General features: G+C 48.4%; 26 protein-coding genes. 11 read left to right on the forward strand and 15 right to left on the reverse strand.

Features of this window, described 5'->3' with window-relative positions:
- Window position 1 precedes the first annotated feature (1 nt).
- Genes MA03_RS02400 through MA03_RS02410 form a run of 3 tightly spaced genes read left to right on the forward strand, consistent with a single transcriptional unit; the run spans window position 2 to window position 2,117 of the window.
- The gene (locus MA03_RS02400) at window positions 2-571 is read left to right on the forward strand and encodes an ECF transporter S component (RefSeq protein ID WP_236944915.1); all 570 of its coding nucleotides are present in this window, start codon (window positions 2-4) and stop codon (window positions 569-571) included.
- A gap of 5 nt (window positions 572-576) precedes the next feature.
- On the forward strand, window positions 577-1,374 hold the full coding sequence (locus MA03_RS02405; protein WP_052883743.1) for an energy-coupling factor transporter transmembrane component T family protein: 798 nt from the start codon (window positions 577-579) through the stop codon (window positions 1,372-1,374).
- Between the two features lie 41 nt (window positions 1,375-1,415).
- A complete protein-coding gene (locus MA03_RS02410; protein WP_052883744.1) occupies window positions 1,416-2,117 on the forward strand; it encodes a hypothetical protein in 702 nt (233 codons plus the stop codon).
- Between the two features lie 142 nt (window positions 2,118-2,259).
- Here MA03_RS02410 and MA03_RS02415 read toward each other — a convergent pair whose 3' ends face one another.
- The 5 genes from MA03_RS02415 to MA03_RS02435 form a co-directional block, all read right to left on the reverse strand.
- On the reverse strand, window positions 2,260-3,333 hold the full coding sequence (locus tag MA03_RS02415) for a substrate-binding domain-containing protein (RefSeq protein ID WP_052883745.1): 1,074 nt from the start codon (window positions 3,331-3,333) through the stop codon (window positions 2,260-2,262).
- 55 nt (window positions 3,334-3,388) lie between these two features.
- Window positions 3,389-4,084, reverse strand: coding sequence for an ABC transporter ATP-binding protein (locus tag MA03_RS02420; protein WP_191118678.1), 696 nt, complete (start codon window positions 4,082-4,084; stop codon window positions 3,389-3,391).
- A complete protein-coding gene (locus tag MA03_RS02425; protein WP_191118679.1) occupies window positions 4,077-4,733 on the reverse strand; it encodes an ABC transporter permease in 657 nt (218 codons plus the stop codon). The genes MA03_RS02420 and MA03_RS02425 overlap by 8 nt, the downstream gene beginning before the upstream one ends.
- A gap of 47 nt (window positions 4,734-4,780) precedes the next feature.
- Complete coding sequence (locus tag MA03_RS02430) at window positions 4,781-5,797, reverse strand: substrate-binding domain-containing protein (RefSeq protein ID WP_052883748.1); 1,017 nt, start codon at window positions 5,795-5,797, stop codon at window positions 4,781-4,783.
- Window positions 5,798-6,246: 449 nt separating this feature from the next.
- Complete coding sequence (locus MA03_RS02435; RefSeq protein WP_191118680.1) at window positions 6,247-6,522, reverse strand: hypothetical protein; 276 nt, start codon at window positions 6,520-6,522, stop codon at window positions 6,247-6,249.
- Window positions 6,523-6,626: 104 nt separating this feature from the next.
- Here MA03_RS02435 and MA03_RS02440 point away from each other — a divergent pair, with 104 nt between their 5' ends.
- From MA03_RS02440 to MA03_RS02460, 5 genes are all read left to right on the forward strand, one after another.
- A complete protein-coding gene (locus MA03_RS02440; protein ID WP_191118681.1) occupies window positions 6,627-7,316 on the forward strand; it encodes a hypothetical protein in 690 nt (229 codons plus the stop codon).
- 49 nt (window positions 7,317-7,365) lie between these two features.
- Window positions 7,366-7,761 carry a MarR family transcriptional regulator gene (locus tag MA03_RS02445; protein ID WP_052883751.1) on the forward strand — a complete coding sequence of 132 codons (396 nt, stop codon included), beginning with the start codon at window positions 7,366-7,368 and terminating at the stop codon, window positions 7,759-7,761.
- A gap of 9 nt (window positions 7,762-7,770) precedes the next feature.
- The gene (locus tag MA03_RS02450; RefSeq protein ID WP_052883752.1) at window positions 7,771-8,571 is read left to right on the forward strand and encodes a UbiA family prenyltransferase; all 801 of its coding nucleotides are present in this window, start codon (window positions 7,771-7,773) and stop codon (window positions 8,569-8,571) included.
- Window positions 8,556-9,662 carry a glycosyltransferase family 4 protein gene (locus tag MA03_RS02455; RefSeq protein WP_191118682.1) on the forward strand — a complete coding sequence of 369 codons (1,107 nt, stop codon included), beginning with the start codon at window positions 8,556-8,558 and terminating at the stop codon, window positions 9,660-9,662. The genes MA03_RS02450 and MA03_RS02455 overlap by 16 nt, the downstream gene beginning before the upstream one ends.
- Window positions 9,663-9,746: 84 nt before the next feature.
- Window positions 9,747-11,432, forward strand: coding sequence for a hypothetical protein (locus tag MA03_RS02460; protein ID WP_191118683.1), 1,686 nt, complete (start codon window positions 9,747-9,749; stop codon window positions 11,430-11,432).
- 129 nt (window positions 11,433-11,561) lie between these two features.
- Here the strand turns inward: MA03_RS02460 and MA03_RS02465 are convergent, their stop codons facing one another.
- The 8 genes from MA03_RS02465 to MA03_RS02500 all read right to left on the reverse strand — a co-directional run bounded on the left by MA03_RS02465 (window position 11,562) and on the right by MA03_RS02500 (window position 19,527).
- On the reverse strand, window positions 11,562-12,851 hold the full coding sequence (locus tag MA03_RS02465) for a glutamine synthetase family protein (protein WP_052883755.1): 1,290 nt from the start codon (window positions 12,849-12,851) through the stop codon (window positions 11,562-11,564).
- A gap of 175 nt (window positions 12,852-13,026) precedes the next feature.
- A complete protein-coding gene (locus MA03_RS02470; RefSeq protein WP_052883756.1) occupies window positions 13,027-14,457 on the reverse strand; it encodes an alpha/beta hydrolase in 1,431 nt (476 codons plus the stop codon).
- Between the two features lie 80 nt (window positions 14,458-14,537).
- Entirely contained in the window at window positions 14,538-15,362 is an 825-nt protein-coding gene (locus MA03_RS02475) for a DUF3267 domain-containing protein (RefSeq protein ID WP_052883757.1), read from the reverse strand.
- A gap of 59 nt (window positions 15,363-15,421) precedes the next feature.
- A complete protein-coding gene (locus MA03_RS02480; protein WP_052883758.1) occupies window positions 15,422-15,763 on the reverse strand; it encodes a NifB/NifX family molybdenum-iron cluster-binding protein in 342 nt (113 codons plus the stop codon).
- A 14-nt stretch (window positions 15,764-15,777) separates the two neighbouring features.
- Entirely contained in the window at window positions 15,778-16,761 is a 984-nt protein-coding gene (locus tag MA03_RS02485; protein WP_052883759.1) for a nucleotide-binding protein, read from the reverse strand.
- Window positions 16,758-17,639, reverse strand: a complete 882-nt coding sequence (locus MA03_RS02490) for a P-loop NTPase (RefSeq protein ID WP_052883760.1) — start codon at window positions 17,637-17,639, stop codon at window positions 16,758-16,760. The genes MA03_RS02485 and MA03_RS02490 overlap by 4 nt, the downstream gene beginning before the upstream one ends.
- A 1-nt stretch (window position 17,640) precedes the next feature.
- Complete coding sequence (locus MA03_RS02495) at window positions 17,641-18,060, reverse strand: hypothetical protein (RefSeq protein ID WP_052883761.1); 420 nt, start codon at window positions 18,058-18,060, stop codon at window positions 17,641-17,643.
- 84 nt (window positions 18,061-18,144) lie between these two features.
- Entirely contained in the window at window positions 18,145-19,527 is a 1,383-nt protein-coding gene (locus MA03_RS02500) for an ArsB/NhaD family transporter (protein ID WP_052883762.1), read from the reverse strand.
- A 70-nt stretch (window positions 19,528-19,597) separates the two neighbouring features.
- Between MA03_RS02500 and MA03_RS02505 the strand changes: the two genes are divergently transcribed.
- Window positions 19,598-20,011 (forward strand): hypothetical protein, encoded by a 414-nt coding sequence (locus MA03_RS02505; RefSeq protein ID WP_191118684.1) that lies wholly within the window; start codon window positions 19,598-19,600, stop codon window positions 20,009-20,011.
- Here MA03_RS02505 and MA03_RS02510 read toward each other — a convergent pair.
- Window positions 20,008-21,630 (reverse strand): ATP-binding protein, encoded by a 1,623-nt coding sequence (locus MA03_RS02510; protein WP_052883764.1) that lies wholly within the window; start codon window positions 21,628-21,630, stop codon window positions 20,008-20,010. The two genes, MA03_RS02505 and MA03_RS02510, sit on opposite strands and share 4 nt — an antisense overlap.
- A gap of 5 nt (window positions 21,631-21,635) precedes the next feature.
- Complete coding sequence (locus tag MA03_RS02515; protein ID WP_191118685.1) at window positions 21,636-22,634, reverse strand: DNA double-strand break repair nuclease NurA; 999 nt, start codon at window positions 22,632-22,634, stop codon at window positions 21,636-21,638.
- A 257-nt stretch (window positions 22,635-22,891) separates the two neighbouring features.
- On the opposite strand from MA03_RS02515, the gene MA03_RS02520 reads away from it, so the two are divergent.
- Together MA03_RS02520 and MA03_RS02525 are read left to right on the forward strand one after the other, a co-directional pair.
- Window positions 22,892-23,701: a helix-turn-helix transcriptional regulator gene (locus MA03_RS02520; RefSeq protein ID WP_191118686.1), complete on the forward strand. Its 810-nt coding sequence runs from the start codon at window positions 22,892-22,894 to the stop codon at window positions 23,699-23,701.
- Between the two features lie 160 nt (window positions 23,702-23,861).
- Window positions 23,862-24,530: an FmdE family protein gene (locus MA03_RS02525; RefSeq protein ID WP_052883767.1), complete on the forward strand. Its 669-nt coding sequence runs from the start codon at window positions 23,862-23,864 to the stop codon at window positions 24,528-24,530.
- Window positions 24,531-24,532 lie beyond the last annotated feature (2 nt).

Here is a 24,532-nt window from a genome sequence, read left to right on the forward strand (position 1 = left end):
TGTGACGGCGAAAACGCAACGGGGCGGTATTAGCACTGTCACGATTGTCGCTATGGCTGTCGGGACAGCTCTCTACGCAGCCCTTAACGTCTTCTTCAATATGCTCCAGCTTCCCGGTACACAACTTGTAGCGCTCCGGCCGAGCGTGGCAATTCCCATGTTTTTCGGCTACGTCTTTGGCCCATTGGTGGGGTTTGTTTCAGGCTTTCTGGGAAATATTATCAGCGATGCAATATCATGGGGAGGCTTCTGGTGGAACTGGGACGTTGGCAACGGGTTACTAGGCCTTATACCAGGCCTCATAGTCTATATACTACCCGAGGATAAAAGAAGTACCCGTCTAGGCTTGGTTTGGAGTGCTGTCCTAGCCGTAATCGGCTCGATCATCGGGATGGGCTTCGCGTCATTCACCGACTACATATTTGGGTACGGTATCTCCACTATAGAAGAAGCAATCTACGCCTTATTCCTACCCGCCGCTGTAACAGACGCGTTAAACGGAGCAATACTGACCCCAATTTTGGTAGCCGCTTACTATCAGGCCGCGCGGGGCAGGGCTAGAAGGGCTTAACTGGTATGAGTGAAAACATCGTCCGGTATATTGAGGGAGACAGTGTCGTACACAGGCTTGACCCAAGGGCTAAAATAATTTTTGTTTTTCTATTTATCGCCTCAACACTGGTCGCCTCTAATCTCTTCGAAGTCTTGTTATTGCTTCTACTATCTATTGGTTTCTACTCTCTTGCTCGCCTACCCCTGAGGAAGACGCTACCCACGTGGAAATTCATTTTCCTCATAGTTGTATTTCTGTCCTTTCTCAACCTCTTTGTGCTTACACTGTTGTATCCAAAGGAGGGACACACCCTACTCCAAGCCGGCCCTATTAAGGTTACCTATGAGAACCTGATAAGCTCAATAACCCCTGTAGTCAGGCTCCTCTCCATAGCCTCCGTAACCTTAACCCTCATTTTCACAACACCCCCAAACCTCTACGCACCAGCCCTTGGGCAAATGGGCCTACCCTACAAAGCCGCCTACGTAGTGGAGCTTAGCTTCCGTTACATTCCAGAGATGATAGGCGAACTGAGAAAGACTTTGGAGGCCCAGATGGCTAGAGGCTATAGGCCGAGCGGGGGGAATAACCCCCTTGGAAGAGTACTTCGCGTGATACCACTTATATTGCCCGTCACACTCAGCGCTGCTCTAAACGTCTACGATATAGCCGACGCCATGGAGCTAAGAGGGTTTGGCGCATCAGGGTGCCACACGTGGTATCGTCAACTCAGGATGAGGAGGAGGGATTACCTGCTCATAGCTATAGGTTCTCTAGTCTTCGTTTCTATGCTTCTCACAAGAACAGTATTTTCCCGCTAGTTCGGGCAAAATTTTTTATTTTAAGAAATCTTTGAGAGGCAATGGTTCAACTACCACGGGAGTTCATCGAATGGAACTATTTCGCTAGGCGTGCACTGATTTCTCAAATCCTGGAAGGAGCGTCGATTGACCACTACAGGCTCCAGTTGGAGTTCACGAGGCATAATCCCGTATTGTGTACCGCTGCACTCCAGGACAACGGGACTATAGAGGTAAACGGGAAGGTAATAGGTGTCGGGTATGTCCTAAAGAAGGAGTTCCTGGCTGAGGCCTCTAGAAAGTTTGAGGAACACATCAAAGTAGCAGATGAAGCCTTAGCCGCTCACCCGGAGCGAGAAAAAGAAATACTTGAAGAATACTCAAGGCGTGGCATAAAGCTTCTCCTAGACTACATATACCTCCCTAGGGGGATGGCCGAGGAAAGAGTTGACTTTGAAAAGATGGCAAGCCTTGAGCTAGCCCTGAGAATACCCCATTCTTCAAAACACACATGGAGAATAGTCCAGAGATCGAGAAAGGCATGCCTGGTTTTCTACCAGCCCCCCGCCATAAGCTTCGAGGTGAGATGCAGTATAAGCATACATCTCGACGATGATTATCATCGATTTGTAAACTTGGTTCATGACGCTTTCCACTATACTCCCCCAGAGGCAAGAGAGAACAGGCCAACCTACATCTTCCACGTTGAGGAGGTGTTCAACAACAGTCCCTCGAGAGCCGGCTTCGGCAAAAAATTAACATAAGACTCCTCATCACCCTTTTCTCTAGTCAGTTGCTAGCCGGTCCCGTTTAGCCAGTCTACGTTCAAACTCTAGTAAATTTTCATTCTTTAAGTGTTTTCGGCTCATTGTTAGAGCGTTGTTCCTTCTCTGAGTCAGTATGGCTTTACTTTATAATTTTTCCAGTGTCATAGTCCGTGAATATTCCTAACCTAAGAGCAGCATCACTAAAATCCTTACTCCTTATCACCTCAATAAACATTTTGACTGGATGCGAATTGACGTGGCTTCCAAGTGTTATAAAATCGAATCTTTCCCTTGAAATAGGTATAAAGTCTAAACCCAGACTCTTAGCTGTCCACAGAGGGCCTATCGTTACATCAGCCTTACCGTTTAATACCCTCAGGGCTGCCTCGCGATGCGATACGTAGCTAGAGTCGTAGCCTTTGATCCTGCTATGTATGGCGTGGAGAGGTATTCCGTATTCTCGGGAAAGTTTCTTGAACAAGTAGTTCAGGAGTATGTGGGTGCCGCTGCCCTTGTTCCTATTTGCTAGCACCACATCTCTTCTCAGAAGGTCTTCGGGGGAGAAAATGTTTTTAGGGTTGCCTGGAGCCACAATAAATCCTATTTCACGCCAGTAGCCTCTGATAAGCACGAGATCCTTGCCATTGTTTTTCTTGATCAAGTGCAAGTTGTATTCACCCGTCTCCGGATCTATTACATGTACCCCCGCCAGGTGCGAGTATCCTTTTAAGAGTAGTTCAAGGCCCATCTGCGATCCAACTCTTAGGTACTCCGCAGATAAACCCTTCTCAGCAAGAAGTCGGCCGGCTAGTTCTATTCCAGGGCAGTCGCTCCCATAAATGATTAAGTCCGGCTTAAGCTGAACATTTTTCAGGGTTTTCTCGAGCATGCTGGCAACAACCCTGTACCTCTCCATCAGGGCTTCCGCTGCAAATGTAAGCTCAAACCCTCCACCCCTGACACCGCCTCTCTTCTTGTCCGCTAATCGGACTCCGAGTAGCTGCTCGATCTTCTTCAGCCTCAACCATAAAGTCTTATAGTCGACGCCAAGCTTTTTGGAGGCTTCCTTTAGAGAGCCCGTATCTGCAAGTGTCTCGAGCAAATGAATATCCTCTTCCGAGACAACCCTCTCGTCGAAAACTAACCGTATGCTAATGACCGGTTTTAACTGGGACAAAAGCTTTAGGGTTTTCTCGAGGTCTCTCTCCTCCAAGCGGAATCATGGAATTAACGAGGACATGGATATATCTTTGCTTTGCCCGAATAACTTAGATCCACTTAAGTATTTCTTCTTCTCTAAACTCGCCATCGTATACAGCTTTAATCTTCCCTGACACCATAACCAAGAGCCTGTCGGCCAGAGTTTTTGCCTCGGTTACACTGTGGGAAACAATAATGGCATGGGCCTTTGTCTCGTATACAAACCGCTTTATGAACTCTCGGACAAACTCTGCGTTCTGGGGTGCTAGGTGTGCTGTAGGCTCGTCCAGCAAGAGGATTTCAGGCTGGGTGGCAAATGCCCTTGCGAGAGCCAAAAGTTGCTTCTCGCCGCCAGACAGGTTCTGGGCGTTCTTCCTCGAAAAGCCTGCAAGTCGGAAACGAGCCAGCCACTCCTCCGCTAAAGACTTAGCCCTTGAGGGCTCCACCCCTCTAAACCTCAGTGGTAGATAGACGTTCCTGAAAACACTAGCAGTTAGCACTGGGGGCTTCTGGGGGACAAAAGAGATTTTCCTCTGGAATTCGGGTTTCTCTTTTTCACCGAGCGTGTTCACCTTTACCCCGTTGTATTCTATCTCCCCGGCGTCCGGAGGTATTAACAGTGCCAGCATCTTCAGGAGGGTTGTCTTTCCAGCACCGTTTGGACCCATGATAACGGTAATTTTCCCTTCTGGGCTCTCTAAACTTACGTTGTCTACTACCTTGTCGTCTCCAAACCTTTTCGTGAGGTTCTGGGCCCTAAGCACCCTTGACACCCAGCTTGAACCTGAGTATTAATAGTACCGTGTTTATGGCGAGATAGACAAGTGTCAAAACTGCGCCCAGCCATAATACCATTTCAAACTCCCCTGTATTCGTGTAGAAGACTATTGCAGTGGTTAAAACACGCGTGTAGTACCGTATATTACCTCCAACTATAATTACCGCTCCAACCTCAGACACAGCCCTCGCGAGTGCAGCCAGCACTCCTCCGAATATCCCAACTCTCGCCTCGTTGAGAGTTAAAAGGAGCTCGTAATGCTTTGGTATAGCTAAAGACCGGAAGAACTCCTTTGTCTCCTGCGGAAGCGCCTCTATAGCTGTTATCGTCAAGCCTGTTATTATAGGTAGTGTGAGGAGGAACTGCGCCAATATCATGGCCTCAGGTGTGAAGAGTATTCCTAGGAAGCCGAGAGGCCCTGACCTGGAAAGCAAAAGGTATAGTACGAGGCCCAGTAGTACGGGAGGAGTTCCCATAAATGTATTTACAAGAGTTACAATTATGTTTTTAAAACGCGTCTGGGAGACGGCAATATAAGCCCCAGTAAAAACGCCCACTAGTGTAGAGAGGAGGACAGCTATCCCCGAGACCCTCAAGGAGAGAAGAGTTATTTGTATTATCTCGGAATACTCCAAGAAGCCCACCGTTCTAAAAAAATTAACTTTTTTTAAATCCGTCGTGTCTAGCTCTTCCCTATCAGGCTCTGGTAGAAGACGACTTGTCCGCTCATCTGGTCGTACTCGTAGGGGTCGTATATTCCCAGCTTTGTTAGGTTACCAAAGCACACGTTGAAGAGTTTAGCTCCGCCCTTAACGTACGTTCCTATCAAGTTCTGGCCCTCGGGTGAGACTATGAAGGTGACAAATAGGAGAGACTCATTGTAATGGACGTGTGGGAACTTCTTGGGGTTTACTGGTATTGCTCGGTAAATGTTAAGGTACAGGGGGTCGCCCTCGTTCAGAATGACCAGGTGTATCTTGTCTTTGAAGGCAAGGTAGGTGGATCGGTCTGAGAGAGTGTACCCGTTCAGCTGGTCGGCTACCATGAGCGTCTGGGACATCCCCTGGCCCGTCTCCTTATACCAGGGCTTGCCCTTGGGGTCAACGCCGGCCATAGACCATAACTGTAGTTCTCTCAAGTGAGTGCCTGACCTGTCTCCTCTTGAGACAAAGACTGTCTTTCCGGCCTCAGCAGCGGCATAGATCTTCTTGAATGCGTCTACAGCGTTCTTAGCGCTCTTCACTCCGGCTGGATCATCTGGTGGCCCTAGAAGTACGAAGTCATTATAGGCGAAAGTTATACCATGAACGCCGTATCCCTCTGCGATGAACTGGTTTTCGAGGTCCCTATTATGAACGATTACTAGGTCTGCGTCCCCCCTCTTTGCGATCTCGATTGCTTGGCCCGTACCAACGGCGACCCATGTCACATTTATCCAGGGATATTTGGCTTCAAACCTCTGCTTAATAGCCTGTAGCAACCCTGTAGCATCCATGCTTGTAGTCGTCGAGATTCTTAGGACCACTTTTTCCTTGGGCTGCTGTGTCTGTGATGGAGTCTGCTGGGATGGAGTTGAGGGTTGTTGAGTCCCCTGACGGGGGGCTGTCCCGGGTTGTGGGTTAAGCATCGGGTATACTAGGAATGCTACGACAAGGAGGACTGCAACTACAACTATGCCATATAAGAGTTTTTTATCCATCTGTGATCGATATGAATTTTTATCCAATCAAATATAAAATTTTCTTTTTGTTATTTATTCCTCTTGTTATTTATTCGTCTTATGCCTCTTATAACGAAGTTATATCGCCCCATTGTTTACCACTCATAATCTTTGGATCTTGTACTGCCATAACTCCCAAGGTCGTACTCAAAAATGAGATAGCTCTACCTCTCCAACTACCCTCTAATGCCTGCTAAAAATGTTAAGTGTTTATTAAGATATATGCGTAGCAGATTGGGCACACCTAACCTCCTCCCCGCCCTGGAAGGGGCAAGGCTTGTCACTGTTTTGGCCACAGTCTTCCTATAGATGGAAAAGGTAGCATTTAGATTATTACAATATTATTACAATCATGCTTGTTACAATCATGACTGCAAAATTCATTTCAGAAATCTAGAGCTTGACTTTCTTGAGGACTTATCTATAAACTAGGAATTACTCTGCGTGTTTACGGCTAGCTGGACCCCCGGCTCTATCTGTCGCAGGGCTTCCTCTACTATCATTTCCAGATCAGTTTGCGTCGCACCGCTTACAAGGTAAAGGCTCGCCCTGTTGCGAGTGGGTTCTAGGAGTAGAACACCTGCTATTCTCCCCTTATAGCCTAGAAGATACTCGTAAGCATGCATCCTAACATAGACCCCTCTTCTCCTAAGCTCGTGCGCGAGTCTGAGCCTGTTCACGGCTATTGCGAGTTTACTGGACATACCCCTTACTGTCCTGTTTTTTACTGATATTACCTTTTTGGTATACAAGGCTATACTTTGAGTTATCGACACTTATATTTAGGTTCCTGAATTTCAAGCATGGAATGTCTCGATCCATCGACATAAAAATGCTTACTCTGCTTGTAGCCGTCCTAGCTCTTGCAGCCTCCAACCTAGCCCTGCTTTTTCTGTTAGACAAGTGCTCACAACATTCACACGTCACCCCATCCTCCCCCGTCTCGGGGCCTTCACCCCAGTCGACGCCCCCAGCTACCTGTCAGCCCAACACGAGTAACCCCCAGCAACCCTCCCAGGTCTCCAACGCATCCACAAGCCTAGAGATCCCAAGTAGTCCACAAGGCCCGGCTTGGAACACGACGCCTACCTATACATACTATCCTGTGCCCTACTATCTTGAAATCGAGGCTGTAGGCGGCCCCTATCCTGGAGCGCCTCCGCCCGAGATCCCTTCAGATCTCAAGGTTGAAGTTGTTTATCTCGAAGGTATAAGGTCGTCGAACATATGCCCGGTAACCATGAAGACAAAGTTAGATGAAGGTGCTGCTTATCTTAACGTCACGCTCCCCCTTCCAGGTGGTAAATGCTTCAAGGTTACACCCCTCCTCGTGAACAGGACTAAGACATCGGTTTACTACCGTTTGGCTTTGCAGGAGGATCCCGGCGGGGCATGTGGTTACTGCGTAGCCTTCACGTTGAAGGTTTCATTCCTGCCGCCAGGTCGATACACGGTGACTGTAGGCCCTGAGCTTAAATTTGAAGGGGGCCAGGGCTGAAAACGTATGGGTAGGTTTATCTAGAACTGGTTCTATATAGAACCAGTTTATGTCGGAGGAGGAGTTCGAAGTACTCTTCGAGATATTAAGGTCCCCTCATATAAGCGTTAACAAACTCTACCAGAGGATGAAGGGGCGTATCTCAAAGGCTAGACTCATCAAGATTCTCAGAAACCTGAACAAGGAAGGATTCCTGAAGGTGGAGCGGGACCCCCGTCATAAACAGAAGTTACACCTCAGGGTAAGCGAGGATGTTGAAAGGCTTGCTGGATCGCTAATGGGGGCTCTTTCCACTTTAAGGGACACAAGCGTAGCTAATCAGATCGAGAGTCTTCTAAACACATATCATGAACTGGCATCCAGGGTTACTAGACCAGAGCTTAGGGACTTTCTGAGGAGTTTGATCAAGCGACAAGTCGACAGTCTAATCACGAATATCCTGTAGGTGTCATGTATGAGTCTTGCTAGATGTGTAATAGCAGCTATACGTCCTCGGGGATGGAGGGCTTACCTATGGATGTGGCTGCTGGGAGTCCTGCATGGGAGGGTGGATGCCCAGGCCTTGCTCCTAGGCTTCTACATGGTTGCCTCATTTCTAGCAACGGCCTTTGCGGTCAACAACTTTTATGATGTTCAAGGCGACTCGCTTAACAACTCTAAGGGTAATCCCTTTACACGAGGCTGTGGGAGCGGAGCCGTCAAGGTAGTTATACTGAACCAGTTTATAGCCGCACTGGTCGCTCTAGCCTACCCGAGAGTTTTCCCGATATACCTGGTCATGGTTATCCTGGGAGTTCTTTATAGTGCTCCTCCGATAAGGCTCAAGGGAAAAGCCGGCCTGGACGTGCTGTCTCACTCGTTATATTTTGGCCTCTTACTCTTCTTAACTGGCATCTTTATTAGTGGAGCTACTATAACCCATAACGTATTGGTTGCTGGGACCACTACTTCTCTCTACTCTGCCTTCCTGCAACTGCGCAACCTTGAAAAGGATAAAGAATACGATGGACTGGCAGGGGACAATACCCTCTCCGTTAGGTATCCAAGTCTATCCAAGTTTCTCCTCTACCTGACAGGAGTTGCCTCAAGCCTCGGAGCTCTTCTGGCTTTTATGCATGATGCGACCCTTACGCTGGTCCTTTTAGCGGCTTCAACGTTACTCGGTACTCTTCTTAGTTGGGAAAGAGGAATAGACCTCTTAGTCGTAACGGGTCTCAGTCTACCTGTCCTGGTGTCCATATGCGCGTGCTACTAGTTTCCCCCTGGTGTCCTAACAAGCCCGGCGGTGTAGCCTCTCAAGTCAAGATTCTCTACAGCTGGCTCCAGACTAAAGGCTATGATGCACGCGTGGTTTGCGGAGAACCAGGTGCACTAAACCCCCGAACCTTTAATGGAAGAGCACGTTTAGTCTTTGATCACGTCGTAGCTATAAGGAACCCCGTCCTTTTAAGGGAAGCCTTAAAAGAGCTGAGACCTGATATAGTGCACGTCCACCACGTCTTTACGCCCTTCTCGGCTCTAGCCTTTGCGCTCTGCAGGAAGTACAACATACCCTGTATAGCAACAAACCACTCTCTACCACCAATGGGTGACTTTAACCTCTGGGCCGCGGCGTCTTATCTGACTCCTCACAGGTGGATTATAAGGCCCACAAGGGCCACAGCTGTAAGCAAGACAGCAGCACACTTCCTGGAGAAATTCTTCGGATGGAGGAACGTAAGCGTTATACCTAACGGCGTTGACACGCAAAGGTATGCGCCAAGAAGCATGGGGGATTTCAGGGGAGACTACGTTATCTACATAGGGAGACTTGTATGGAGGAAGGGCGTTCAAAACCTGATTAGGGCTGCAAGGCTTCTACATCGAGAAGAACACACTACACGTATAGTCATCGCAGGGGAGGGTTATATGATGGAATACCTGAAATCACTTGCCTCCGGGTTAAGAAATGTGGTCTTCCTTGGAAGAGTGGATGAAGGCTTAAAAATTGAACTACTTAGGGGCGCAAGAGCTCTAGTACTTCCAAGTATCTCTGGCGAGAGCTTCGGCGTCGTCCTCATAGAGGCTTTCGCTACAGCAACACCGGTTATAGCTACAAGGGTTGGGGGCATCCCAGAGATAGTTGATCATGGCCTCAACGGGGTCCTAGTCGAGCCTGGAGATCACGCCGGTTTGGCCGACTCAATCTTAAAGCTAACTCAGGAAGACGGTCTTTGGAGGTTCATGTCCTGGAATGCTAGGAGGAAAGCCCTGGAGAAATACTCGATTGACATCGTGGGAGCCATGTATGAGAAAATGTACATTGAGGCTTTGAACTATCCCAGGGAAAATATTAGGATGGGTTAGGTGCAGGTCCTTCGGCCCAATTTTTGAAATTCCTATTCATACAAGAATTCTTATATAATAAACTACGGTTAGAACATGATTGTTATGGCTAGCGTTGGCAAGCGTGTAGTAAGTGGTGTTCTTCTCGCGTTTTTAGGTGTAATCTTATCGATCTACACGCTCCTGTCTTCTACTTGGCTTTCACTACTACCATTACTCTTACTCCCCTTCGTGATTGCGATTTACTTCTCAAGGCTAGGCGTAATAAATACAAATATCCTTAAATATGGTTTGGCAGGAGCGGTGATCATAGCTCTATTCTTTCTCCTCGCCGCCATACCACCCCTCTACATCTCTTGGATTACACTCTTGGTATATCTCTTCTTATTGTCACTCAAACATCCTAAGCTACTAATAGCATACCTAGTCTTCCTATTTCTATTCATACCTCTCATGCTTTACTCAAAAGGATACCTGACAGTAACGAGCCATAATCTCGTCAAGATAGGAGATTTAAAGGAGCTTCAGAGCCATCTGAGCAGGCCTTCATCTCTCGTGGTCGTCGGTCACGCGATGGCAGACATTATAGCTCACACACAGCTCTCCCCAAACGAGAAGATATCCGAGTGGGAGGAAATAATCGTTAACGGAACCCCCTACTGGGTCTTCGCGGTTACCCCCCAGAACACAATAGCGCAAAACTATGTAAGCAAGATTATCCTAGTACACGTGCAAACGGGAGAAGTTAAGTCTGTCCCGGTTCACCTGACGGTAGGCAGCGGCCTCTGGTTATTGAACGACATCGTCCTCAGGACATTCCTCGCGACTGCACAGCCCATCGGGAATACCTACCCGTTCATTCACGACGGGAAAGCATACTTCGCCGCATGCGTGAATAGGCTCGGAGGCTTCGGACTTGTTGAGCTTCCCGACTCAGTCTACGTGTATAGCGAGGATGGAGGCTTCAAGGTTATACCCCAGTTTAGCGGGGATACGCACCTACCCGAGGACTACGACTGGGAATATTTTAACTGGTATATCGAGAAGTGGCTTTACCACCTCGCGGACGAAAACCCTGTGACTTTCTCATTCTTTCCGAGGGGGTTCCTCTGGATACCTGCGAGCCCTTACAGTCAAGACTTGCTCAACATGACATTATTGATACCGGGAAGCAGGGGAGAAACGGTACGTGTATATTTCGGTGTTAGCCCTCAAAACCCGAACAGTATAGTCTCCTTGATCCTGGTAAACAACACAGGTGCTTATTACTACAACGTTAAGAGCATCGGCATCTATAGTCCCTACTACATCCAGTCGCTAGTCCAGGGCAAGCTCCCAGCGATAAGCGGGGGATATCTCTACGCTAAATACTCCCAGCTCATCTATCTCGACGGCTATTACTGGATCGTACCAATCTACGCGCAGACAAACATAGTGACCCTATGGGGTATAGCTATAGTCAACGCGACAAACCCACAGTCCATGAAGATCTACCAGTATCATCCAGACTATGGCACCTTCCAGGATTTCTTGCACACCGTCCTTGCGTTAAGGCTGACAGAGCAACCCTTAAAGCAGCCCTGCAGGCTTGTTACGGGCACAGTAAGCCATGTAGCCCAGTTCGTATACAAGGGTGACACCTATATAGCGATAGAGGTTCAGGGAAAAACATTCTTCGCGACCCCCGAGATCGGCCTCACACAATTCGTGAAACTGCTGAAGGTGGGGGAGGGCTCGAAGGTTACGATATGTGTCAGCGATGATAAGATAATAAATTTCCTTGAGCCTTGAGCAAGGTACGAAATTGTTTCCTGTACACTTAAACATTTTTTAAGTATCGACTCAATCCAAGTAAAGGTTCTTCTATCATGAAAACTGCTCTAATCATATACGGGGAATGTAAGGCGTTAGGGATCCGAGTTATCGGTAAAAATATTCTTTTATCTCCCACTGTGTCACGCTTCCATGGTCATGCCCGTTTAGAGATTGCAGGTAGGCTATCCACTCTTTTCTCTTGGCCTCCGATATCTTTTCTATGAATGGCTTTAAGGGCTCGATACCATTGACACCTTTACCAGCGATTTCAAGCGCCTCTCCAAGACTCTGAGGCACGCGTTCCAAACCCTTGGATTCGAAGACGTTACAATGACACTCAGGGGGCGGCTTGATGTTATCTTCGAGGCCCTTAGAAACTGAAAAAACTGTGGACAACACTTTCAAGTATATGTTGCCCGACGAGTCTGGGAGTCGGAACTCAACGGTACCGGAGAGTCCCTCCAGCCCCACAGGAACCCTGATCATTGTCGAGCGATTACCCCTCCCCCATGAAAGATAAACAGGGGCTTCAAATCCAGGTGTCAGCCTCTTATATGAGTTAACGGTCGGGTTAGTTAGTAGTGTGAAGGGTCTAGCATAGGTTAATAGGCCTCCTATTAAGCTTGACCCCATGCTAGTAAGTTCTCCCTCCTCGACGAGAAGGTTTCGGCCACCACTAACGTAGGATATGTGGAGATGCATTCCATTACCGGGTAGACCCTCAAAAGGCTTCGGCATGAAGGTTGCCTGTAAACCACTCCTAGCAGCGGTCTCCCATACAAGTTTCTTTAAGAAGACGACGGTATCTGCTAGTTCTAAGGGATTCAACGGAGGCGGTACAATCTCATACTGGCCTGGACCCACCTCATGGTGTCCCGCCTTTACCTCGACTCCAGCCTCCCTAGCATTCTCTATAATCTCTAATAAGACTTCATGATTCACCGTGTAAGGAGACAAATCCATATACCCTCCCATGTCCAGGGGCTTGTAGTTACGTGCAAGGTAAAACTCAAGCTCAGCACCAAGTAGTAACTCCTTCCTAAGGCCTCCTACAACCTCCTTGAGTGCATTTCGCGGGTATAGCTCAAAGGGTTTCCCATCAATATAAAAGTCACCTATAAGGAAACCTACAATACCCATTCGTGTCCTATAAAGCCTGAGTGTATGGGGGTCTGGAAGAAGATGGACATCGGAATTCTCCACGCTCGTGAAACCTGTACTAAAGGCATCTACGCGGAACCCTTTCAAGATGTCATCGGCTTTGCCAGGTTTTAATATCCTGCCTCTAATTACTCCCGATAGATCCTGAAATGCGACCTCGAAATATCTTATGCTCTTGGATCTAAGATTGTTAAACTGCCTTTCAAAGTCCTCTATTACTTCTACTCTCCGCATATAGCATTTCTAAATTGAAATGATTAATTCTTTAGTCATGGAAAGCTGAATATAATACAATAAGACACAGACCCTACAGTATACTCTTCAATTTTACTAGAATTCCTATCTTTTTCAACAAGGATACTTTTCAACGGAAGTATAGATGAGTAACTCCTCTTACTTCTATTCAAGTTTAAACAAGGGGAGTTACAGCACTCAAGATCAATCCTAATACAAGAGATATCCATACAACATTGACCCACGGCGAGCCTCCTTTGTATACCCAGACCGTGGCAGCAGACTCGATGGGAAGGAGTAGTATGAGGCTCATAAAAGTCACTATTAAGAGGTACCCAGCAAAACCAGCAGGCATTATGGCTGAAACCACGAGCCACGCGGCTAGAAACCCTAGAGATCTTGTAATGAATGATTTAGCTATGGAACCTAGGAGGCTAGCGCCTATGAGTTGAGGTCTTCCCAGCATTTCAAATAGGAATACCGTGGGGGTTATGATTACGAGCATTGATAGGAAGAGCCATACCCGGCTTATGCTGGGGGACACGTTCATGAAAGGCTGTAGTGTCTCGTATAAAATGAGGTATATTACGAGTCCCATTAGTAGTCCCTTTGAAACGTATTGGAGTTCTAGACTCCTAACCGTGGTAATGATGATCTCCCGGTATGGCTTGACTGCGACTAGCGACCCTAGTGCTTGAAGTAGGAGCACGGAGAGTATATATGCAGCTATGGGCGCTGAGGTAACTTTTGCAAACAAAATATACGTTAGTGGGGCCAAGGATGCAGCTAGAGTGGCAGCTAGAACGACTTTTCTCGTTTCACCCTTAGGTCTAGGGGCTATGGATGAACCAGTCAGGTAGAGGGGGAGAATCGATAAGAGCACAAGGAGTGTGAAGCTTCTTGCGAGAGTCACAGCAAGCCTTAGACCAGACATGTTAACATTCTCGTAGGGGGTTAAATAGTCCAGGATTGCCTGAATTGCCCTTGGAGAGTATAGGACTGATAAATGGTCTTCGCAAGGAAGGATTACAATCCTCCATCCGATCAAACTCGACGAGTTTAAGCTCGAAGGATTAAATATCTCGTCAAGCTTTGCCAGAACTAGTAGGGAGCGCACGGGTGACGGGTTCAGCCGTGGCTGCGATGCTACTACAATGAGGTTTTTAACCGGGAACCCCTCCTGGACTAGGAGCTGCACGGCGGCACCACCCATGCTGTGCCCTACTAGCGTAATGTTGGCTTGAGTCAAATTCAATGCTTCTATGAGAGCCTTGTAGTCACCTGTAATCACGCTTGTATTATAGCTTAGTTTCCCAGAACTTTTACCGTGACCACGGGTGTCGTAGGCTACTGCAAGGAAACCGTTTCTCGCAAGTTCCACGGCGATCCAGCCCATCATCTCAGAACTCCCCCCGAAGCCATGAAACAAGAACACGACCGTCCTAGGCGAAGCCAGGTCTTTATTATACCATATTTTATACCTTAGTATAGAGCCGTTAGATGCCAAGTAACCCTCCTGGGACGTTATGTTTGAATCCAAATTGATTATTGCAAGTGTTAATGCAAGGTACAAGCTCACTAACACGAGTAAAAGGATTAGTCTCATGCTAAGCTTATTATATAATAGAGGCTTCCCTTATAAATTTATGAGTTTATTAGTCTGCAAGGAGCTAGTCTTCAACAGGATTACTTCTGCATTGATTCCAGGGTTTTCCGGGCCCTACGAGTGCCGCTGATTACTATATATAAGAGGGAAAGTATAATGGCTACAACAATCACACCTGAGCCCGTGCTCGCGGATACCTGGTTTTGACTCGCTTCGATCCTTGCGAGTTCTAGAGGGCCAACGTAAATGTTTTTACCAAGAAGGGAGGCCATAGTGATTGCGAGAAAGCCGAGTGCTAGGAAGCTCAGGATGGTAGTCGCTGCGTATTCAAGGAAAAGTATTGCGGCTAGTCTGGGTCTGCCGTTGCAGATTGCAAGCGCTTCCCCTTCATCCTTCACATTGGCGTCTAGGCCCGCGCTCAACGTAATGGCTAAAAGAATAAGGTCTCCCGCGCTTCCAGAGGTGTTGAAGACAAAAACAAACTTTAGGATATTCGTAACGGGAGTCTCGAGGCCGGAAGCAACTAGAGAGACTGGTGAGAGGATAATTAGCGGGGCAATAGCTACAATACTCCACCGTTTAACTGAGAGATAATTGGTAAAGCCTACAGATACTCCCAATGGGATATATCGTTTAAACATGAATGGTCTTATGCTGGTCTTTCCGCTTCCCAGTTTCTTCATGAAGAGGATATGGATGCTTTCATGTAATACAGTGGTGAGCACTGCGGCAACCGCGATCTCAAGCCATAAGGGGTAACCGTAGCTTGACGGTGAGCTTAGACCAGCCGCAGGGTACATGTGCTGGAGAACACCCAGAGAGAACAGGACAAGTAGGAAACCTATTGAAAGCAGCGGGAGCATAAACTTGTCCAGCGTTACGTGTACACAATCATCACTGACCATGAGGGATTAACCTCTCAGCTAAGGATTTGCTAAACAAAATATTTTTTTCGTTACCTGAGTCAGGCTTGCCTTAGTTCCTGGAGAACTTTCTCAAGCGCCTCGCGAGCCTTTAAGCCGACATAAGAATATACTCTTATTCCAGAACTCTCAAGCGCTACCAGGGCATTCGGGCCAGGGTTTGGACCTATAGCGATACTTACCCCCTCCTCGATGAGCTTCTGGACAGCCTTTATACCTGCCCCGCTTCCCGCGATGCTACCAGGATTTTCTACAACATAAGTTCTCTTTATCTCATGGTTTGTATCATCGATTTCTACAATGGTGAATGTAGGAGCTCTCCCAAACCTGTCAGCTATCTCGTCGTCCAGCCCTCCCCTATTAGTAGCTATTGCCACCTTCATATGAACACCCCTTATTATCTACCCTCAGGCTTTATAACTTTCGGAACGAATGGTTCCTGTCTAGGCGGTAGGTGCTTGATCCTCCACTCATCCATGTCCTCTATTATCTCCCTCAGCCTTTCTGCCAGCTGGAATAATGCTTTAGAGGCAAGGGAATCCGGCGATGCCTCCACTATGGGAGTCATTCTCTCCAGAGAGTATGGTACTTTTTCATCATAAGGGATGTCTCCCAGGTAATCGATTCTCCACTCGCGGGTATACTCTATGAGTTTTAACCTGTAGCTTTCATCGAGGTCAGCCTTGTTTATCACCAGCATGGAGGGAATCCTGAAGTGACGAGCTAAGGCGTGCAACCTTTTCAGGTCACTTAGGCTGGTTGGCGTAGGCTCAGCAACCATAAGCAGCGCGCTTGCCCCTACCAGGCTCGAGATTACCTGGCAGCCAATCCCTGCAGCCGCATCTATAAAGATAAGCCCCTCGCTCCCTAGCATCTTCTTTGCGATGTTCTTGGTTTCCGTGACAAGCTTCCCACTGTTCGGTCTGCCAGGCATGCTCTCACTTGAAACCAATGGAAAACCATATCGTGTCCTCTCTTTAACTTTCAGGTATCCCGCCACCACCCCACGATTGAACCTCACAGCCTTCACTGGACACACAAAGCTACACGTGTAGCAGCCCTCACAGATCCAGGGATTAATCCTGTATCTTCCATTAACAATTTCTACTGCTCCAAACTGGCATGCTTCAAGGCAACGACCACACTGTGTGCATAGCTCGTCCAGAATGTAAGCAACCCTTCCTTCGTAGTATGGCTCAACCCGATCCCAGTCGGCTACACCAAGCGATATGTGAAGGTTAGGTGCTTCTGCGTCAGCATCTGCGCCCAGAAGCTTGTAGCCATGCCTGGATAGGAGTACTAGTAGTGACGCCGTTATCGTGGATTTCCCAACGCCACCTTTACCGCTAGCGACGACGATCTCGTAAGCCTTTTGTTTCACTGCGCCATCACCTCCTCCAGCAGCCCAGCCATCTGTAGGAAGATCTTCGAAACGGGTGACTCGGGCTTCAAGGCTATTACTGGGACTCTCGCATAGTAAGACTCTATTGCATCCCTGTGATATGGTATCCGGAAAATATTCTTTACGCCATAAGAGGAGGCTATCTTTATGGATTCCTCGGCGTTACCGATCCCGTCTCTATTTATCACAAGCCAAGTCCTCAAGCCCAAGTTTTTTACGATCTTAAGGATTGCCTCCATGTCGTGCCTTCCAAGAGGTGTGGGCTCTGTCACTACTATCACCACGTCCGAGTCCTTGAGTGCTATGGATATGTGATTTCCAGTGCCGGGACCTGTATCGATGACAAGAACCTCTGTCTGAAGGGAGAGAGCCCTCATCTTGACCCGGTACACGCCCGGAGCTATGTGCTCTTCTCCCTCTCGGAGTATCCCTGTGACTAGGGTTAAGGATGAATCACCTTTATGTACCTTGTTGATATGTATGTGCCCTAGGACATGGTATCCCGGGATTATCGCCTTATAGGGACATGCATAGTAACAAGCCATGCATCCGCTGCAGAGCCGCGGCAGCACAAGGGGCGGGCTCTTACCCGGCATTAATAAAGCTCCTGCGTCGCAGACCTTGGCGCATACACCGCAAGAGGTACACCGCGATGTGTCTATGAACGGGAGAAATAACTTTATGTCTTCACCCTCACCTAGCTCATCTACGCCGAGCAGTATGTGGTCGTTCGGAGCCTCAATGTCGAGATCTGCTAGCACGACTTGATGCCTCCTTGCAAGAAGCGAGGCGATGTTTACGGCTACAAATGTCTTCCCTGTTCCTCCTTTACCGCCTGTCACCGCAACCCGGAACATATCAACCACTCATGATAGTTCGTGAGAAAAGTTTTTTGTATAAGGGGTGTTTAACCACCATCTCATTGAGCGCTCGGTCGTCAAGTTGGGAAGCGACCATAATGGCTTGGTCCAAATACCTTCTTAGGTTTTCCCGGATCGATGGTTCCGAGCAGAGGTATTCTATGCACCCGTGGCCCTTCTCGGGCTTCCTTCTCTTAAAGCAAGGGTCCTCTTCCACGGGTTCCTTCAAGCCTTCCACGTAGAAGGCCCCAGGCCCCTCCACGTAAATCAGGTTCGTTAATCTCTCATTTGTCTCTTCGATGTACCTCAGCTCGGCTAATGCTATGATCCTGCTTGCCCTGAAAGGGTGTAGGCACCCAGCCTTACTCAACACGTATCGAAAAGCATCGAAACCTTCTAGAACACCAACACTAGACATGCATGACTATATTCCAATGGCATTATTTGAATTTTGCTCACAACCCAAGGGCTGCCTCTCCTCGAAATAAAGGCTGAGACTATACTAGGGCATAAGGTTTTCCTGTAGGCTTAAGAGGGTTAATGAGACAATGAGCGGGGGTAATGTAGCCAACCAACCATGCCTTAGCCACTCAGTTAGCGAGGGTTTCCTATACCCTGATCTCTCGAGTAGCCCCAGTGCTACAATATTCGCTGTGCTGCCTATTGGGGTTAGATTCCCTGAGATGACGGCTGAGTGAAGCATAACCCAGTACAGCGGATAGACTCGTAAGCCGGCCTTACCTAGACCTTCAACCACGGGTAGTAATAATGAGACAGCGATTACATTATCCATTAGCGGGGAGATCATGCTGGTCAGTGTAGTCATCAGGACCATGTTTTCTAAGAGCGAAGATCCAGTATTCTCAAGGATGATTCTGCTGAGGTAGTCGATGAACCCGGTCGATTTTAGCGAGCCGACTGATGCAAACAACAGCGTAAAGAAGAGGAGAGTAGGCCACTCGACACGCTCGCGTAAAGCTCTGGATGCGGATTGAGGGTAAACAATTATAGATATGCCTGTTGAGATAAAGGGAATCGCAAGAAGCATCGAGTTCTTCTCGAGGCCGAGGAGGTATTCCAACTGGTGGTGGATAGCCAGGAATACCAGTGTGAGTAGAAAAAGTGCAGCGTCAACTAGGAAACCATCGTACGTTTTAAACCCCTCCGATTTTATATTAAGGGAAATCTTCCTCACAAAATCACGTAACTCGTCTCGAAGAAAGTGCATGCTCAGAACAATCAACAGGCCTACATCCAGGAAGGAGATTGGCAGCGACCACCTTAAAAACTCCTCAAAGGATAGACCGGCCCTGAACGCTATGAGGACTCCCACAGGGTTTCCAATGGGCGTAGCGCTACTCCCAATATTAGTTGCAAAAATGCACGCAAGGGTAAGAGGGATCGGGTTAACCTGTGCTTGCCTCGCTAAAGAGAGAACAAAGAAAATCATTATAACAATCGATGTGACCTCGTCTATAACCGCTGCAAGGGCAAAGGAGAGTAAAATAATTACTGCATACAAGAGCAAGCCATTGCCTCCAGCAGCCCATATCGTTAACGAGACTATACTGTCGAAGAACCCCCTTTCCTCCAAGATTCCCACTAGGATCATCATCGCGGCTAGGAAAAATATCACGTCGAGGTTGGCGTATTTCAGGAAGCTCTCCAGTGTCAGGCTACCTGTTAGGATTAACAGGCTTACTCCTATGAAGGCGACGGATAACCTATTATCCCACAGTAGAAGGGTAGCTGAAATCTCTGCTAGGAATATGCTTAGCGCTAAAAGTGTATTTGTCGGCAAGCCAAGAAGACTTGAGACTAGAAGCGAAACTAGCGAAACAAGAAGGACGCTGAGAACAGCTACGAGCTTTTGAACATTGGACATTTTCCCACTTAGGCGTCTATCGGGAAAAAATATATTTTTTTCCAGCTCTAACGTCATAGGTGTGGCTCCCGTGATCCCCCAACAGAAAATCCCGGTTTCAGTCATACAGACTGCGCGGTATTTCCTCAAGGCAGGCGAAGTCGTGACGCGTGTGGCAGTCCTGTTCTCAATAGTGTTTGCAATATATCAGGCATTACGCTTAGCGCACTCCGTTCTCAGGGGATCCCCAATATGGCAGGATGCTGCTGAAATCCTCCCCATGGTCACCTTAAACTTGATATCGGCTGGGACGATATCAATCGTTCTAGATAAATGGTATCGAGAGTCGAGGTTCAAATCCCTTGGTCTCTTGGATCTTCTCGTGGGAGCCATCACGCTCATAAGCGCCCCCCTTGCAGGTGTCCTTTTCATCGCGGGAGGACTACTCTTCTATGTGGCTGCAGAAACTATTGCGATTTTTAGAATCGAGGAAAAGCTCGGCTAGGCCTCCTCTCCAGCAACAGGCTTCTGGATTAGCTGTGAGGCCCTATGCTTCTCGATGAGTCTTGAACAGTATTCTTCATAAGGGAACACTTTTATAGAGACTGCAAAACGGAAACCGCTGGGCTGGCTAACCACGACAGCTTCTCCTCGATCAAGCGTCTTTATCTCGCTCTCCGCTTCGTCGAGGTAGGGAGAGTGATTTATTATCATGGAGTAGTCGGGACGCGTAGGAAGCGAGAGCACAATCTTGGTCAGCGCCTGTCTCACAACAGCCTCCATCAGCTCGCTCGGCATCTGAGTAATATATAATCCCCCAACCTTATACTTCCTGCCCCTCTTCGCTATGATCGAGAATATGTTCTCGCGGACTTCGCCCTTGCCTCCCAAAGCCTGAGCGCTTAGATACCTGTGGGCCTCCTCCACCATGATTAAAACCGGGGGGAGCGTGACCCACTTGTCAGGAAGCTTTTTCCTCATCTCCTCGTAGCTCCTAAATATCCTCTCAGCTATAACGGTGGCCAGCAGCTTCTCTTCTCCCTCGGAGGCGAAGGGAGTCTCGATTAGCACGACCCTGCCCTTCGCGACCATAGAGAGTATTGCTGACGCTAGGTCGTAGTCGCACTCCCTGCAGAAGATGTCCCCGTCACCAACAAGGTGCTTTACCTTTCTCTTCGTAACGTTAATTGTGTTAACGGCTGTAAGCCTTCCCAATCGGGCGTAAATGCTCCTAGCGTCGGCTGTCAGGAGAGAGTATACCCAGTCCTCCCCGAAATTTTTATAGGCAAGCCAGAGCAACTCCTCCTGAGGCCCCGAAAACTCTCCAGTCAAGGTAAAGTCATGGGGCTTGAGTCTTCCAACGTCCATCTTTAAGGGATAAGCGGGAATACTTCGAACTTCACCAAGCTCTGGGAGTTCTACCCGGAGGCGACCCGGCCTGTTAACCCTGCCAGTTACAAGGAAAAGATATTCCTCAGATAGGGGGAGATGCGCCAGCCCCATCTCACCCGGCCGGGAGCCTAACAGGTATTCACTCTCACAGTCAAAGACGACTAAGCTGTACTTACCCTTCGTGTCGAGTATTGATGCCGCAAAAACGCGGCCAAAATTGCTCTTACCTGCACCCGTCCCCCCTACGACGAGTATATGATGAGGTATTACGCGTTGCCCGTCAAGTGTCACAATCATGTCGACCTGGTCGTGTCCGAACCTGATGTAGCCTATAGGTATGTCTCCCGTGTGAAGCTTGAGTTTTTCAAGGTCATCCTTGTCGAGGAATTCGACGCTCGAGAAGATTGATGGTACACTGGTAGGACCATGAGCCTCTCCGTCGGGGTCGATCTGGGCTACAATTACTCCTATAGCGGTATCGTACAAACGTAGATCCTTGTCTCGAAGGTTGACTCTCTCACCTTTATCGGCCTTACTACTAATCACTGCTACCTCTGCCGCGCTCAGGAGGCTCTCAGGCCTGAAGTCCACAACTTTAACGATGAACCTCCTCCCCGAGTCCTCTACCTTGGCGAGCATCCCCCGTTCGACCCTAGCGCCCTCCGCTATCCTAAACCTAACCGTGGTCCCCTCAACCCATGTTACTACTCCCAGCTTTCCCAGGTCAATCACCCCTACTAGCTCATACCCCAGATATACCTCGACTTGTACTCGGATCCAGCAGCATCCTCGACAAGCCTAACAGACAAGCCGCTACGAGAGAGATCCTCCATCAAGAGTGATCTATCAAGGTCAAGCTCGTTTTCACTTATCCTTGAAAGCTCATGGACAATCTTCAGCGGTAAAGGATATCCTGGCGACGAGAAGTCTTGGAGGTATGCGAGTATCGAGGCGGTCTCCTCGGCGTCAAGCCTCTCAGCCATAACGAAAGGCGTGTCCACGCGGAAAGGCGGAGCCTCGCCTGATAGCCTAGCCACCGATACTGACAGCCCGCCCGGCTGGATCTTGCTTGACTCGAATACAGGGTAATACACCCAGGGTAGACCCTTAAAGTACTTCTCGCCGAGCCGGTAGAGATAGCCCACCAGGCTTTCTCCACTTGAAACCTTAAGGGAGGTCGTCTTCGGGATCCCTATGATCCTCCAGTTTTTCCTTAAAATCATCTCATAGGCCCTAGCTGCCCGTGAACCACGACTGAAGACTAGAGGCCTGTCTAGAAGAATAAAAGATGAGTTGTGTTCCCGGGCTAGGCGCAGGACTGCTTCAAGCTCCACCTCGGCTAGCCAGTCGCCTGCCTGCTTCAAGTCATCGAACAGTTGAAGACGCTTGTACGGGCCGAGAAGCTTTATCCGCTGTACGCCTTTCCAGACGCCTGCAACGACCTTCGCCGCGACTATCTTGTATGAACCCGCATCGAATAATATACGAGCAGCTGCGTCCACAGCCACAACTTCGAAGTCATGGGGGATTTCTTCTAGAACTCTAAACCTTGCCTCGCTTATCGGTGGCCCTCTAACCTTCACGCCGTTTATCCTTGCTACTGGATACGGCCTTGAAGGGGTTCCATCGAGTGTTAACTGCTTGCTCTTCCCGCCGAGCTTGTAGACCTGGGCAAGTTTCTCGATTAAGATCTTTACGTCGGGGTCGATATAGCCTGAGCTATGTAGCATCGCCATGTCTCTCGTCTCATAAAGCTTTTTACTTTTTATAATAGGTTTCGAAGATAACTTCGTTGAATTACAAAAAACACGTATTGAGACTGTATCAAGTTGATAAAACGGTAACGTTTTAAGCGTACTTTTACGTGGGAGAGTTTAGGGAGAAAAGTTGCATTAAAATGCTACTGTAGTTTTTCTTTGCAACAGTTACACTATCTATATATACTAGTGGCTCGCTGCTATTACTGTAATATACAACTGTTACCGTGGGCGTCATGGTAGTCACAGTGCATTACATCGGCTTCCACCCAAACCTGGTCTTCCAGGGGTTCGAGCAGATAAGGCTACGATACCCTATCGAGAGAGTATACCTTGTCTACGATGCTAAGCCTGATAGGTACGGAGCTGTCTCTAGGTATAACTTAAAACGCCTACAGGATCAGCTATCCTTCTTTAAGCCTAAGCTAGTAAAGGTCAACCCTCTCAGCTATTCGAGCGTAGCAAGCGCCTTCTACATGATTCTGGAATACGAGAAGGACAAGGAGATACTCATCGACATAACAGACATGCCCCCCTACATGGCGTCCACGGTAACAGTCATCACGATGATGTTCGCAAACGCGCGGATATACGCTGTCCAGCCACAGCAGCAGGGCGAGTTCATCCCCGACCCCGACACTCCTGAGTTCGCCGACTTCATAGCACGGAAGGACAACCTACAGCTCGGCGCCGTGTTCGAGGTTGAAGCGCCCTCAAAGAGGATAGAAGTCTACGAGAACGAGCGAGAGGTCGACATACTTGTAACGCTTTACACTAAGAATGGTTCAGCGGAAAGCATAACAAAGCTTATCGAATGGATGGGCGAGGATCCTAGGGATCCCGTTATCAAGGCGACTTACAGCAGAATCGTGGCATCCATGGAGGAGAGGGGCCTCCTGAAGCGCTCGCGGGAAGGGAGAAACAGGATTGTAAAGCTTACAGAGTTGGGCACAGCTATAGCAGAGGCAAGAGTGAAGCTCGGAGTGTCGAGGCCCCCTCCAGCCCCTCCAAAGCCGGAGGAGCCCTTAAGCATCCACCTTCCATAGGCTGTTCTAAATGTCGATATTCAGCCTTTCATCTTGGGAATAGATCCCAAATTTAGCTCTCATCTAGACGTGTTTAAGCTCTTTAAGCCGGCTGTCAGGAGTTCACGAAAATGTTTATTAATACTAAATGATCATTTTATAATACGATACGGCGGGGAACATGGTTTCGCGTGAGTTGGTCCAGAAAGCAAAAGCATTTCACGGGCATGTGTGCCCCTTTCTTGTTCTTGGGCTCAGAGCCACAGAGATAGGCTTCTCGAAACTCGGGCTACGAAGGCCGGGCGAGGCTGAAACCATTAGGGAAGACGTGATAGCGATAGTGGAGGCAAACAACTGTTTTGCTGATGGCGTACAGGTAGCTAGTGGTTGCACTCTCGGGAACAATTCTCTTATATACTTAGACACTGGGAAAAATGCTGTAACCTTCTACAGGAGAGATACGGGTAAAGGTGTAAGAATATACGTTCATAGCGACAAGGTTCGCGAGTTATTCCCAAGCAGGGGGAGCGAGCTCTGGAGGAAAGTAGTTGTCGAGCGAAAAGGCTCGAAGGAGGAGGCTGAGGAACTAGCGAAGATATGGGAAGAGATCGGCTACAAGATGGCCGACTTATCCGAGGAGTTTTTCAAGATCGAGGATGTGGCCCTTAAACAGGTAATTGAGAGAGCTCCCATTTTCGAGAGCGTAAGGTGCGTGTCCTGTGGAGAGCTGGTAAGGGCTGACAGGGTCTTCTATCTAGATGGGAAGCCTTACTGTGCGAAATGTGCAGGCTTAGAGGTCCCCGCCGTCATCGGTAGGGGTATTGTGAACTCTTTCCATGTGCCGTTTTAAAG

It is taken from the genome of Thermofilum uzonense (assembly GCF_000993805.1).
GTDB classification, from domain to species: Archaea; Thermoproteota; Thermoprotei; order Thermofilales; family Thermofilaceae; genus Thermofilum; species Thermofilum uzonense.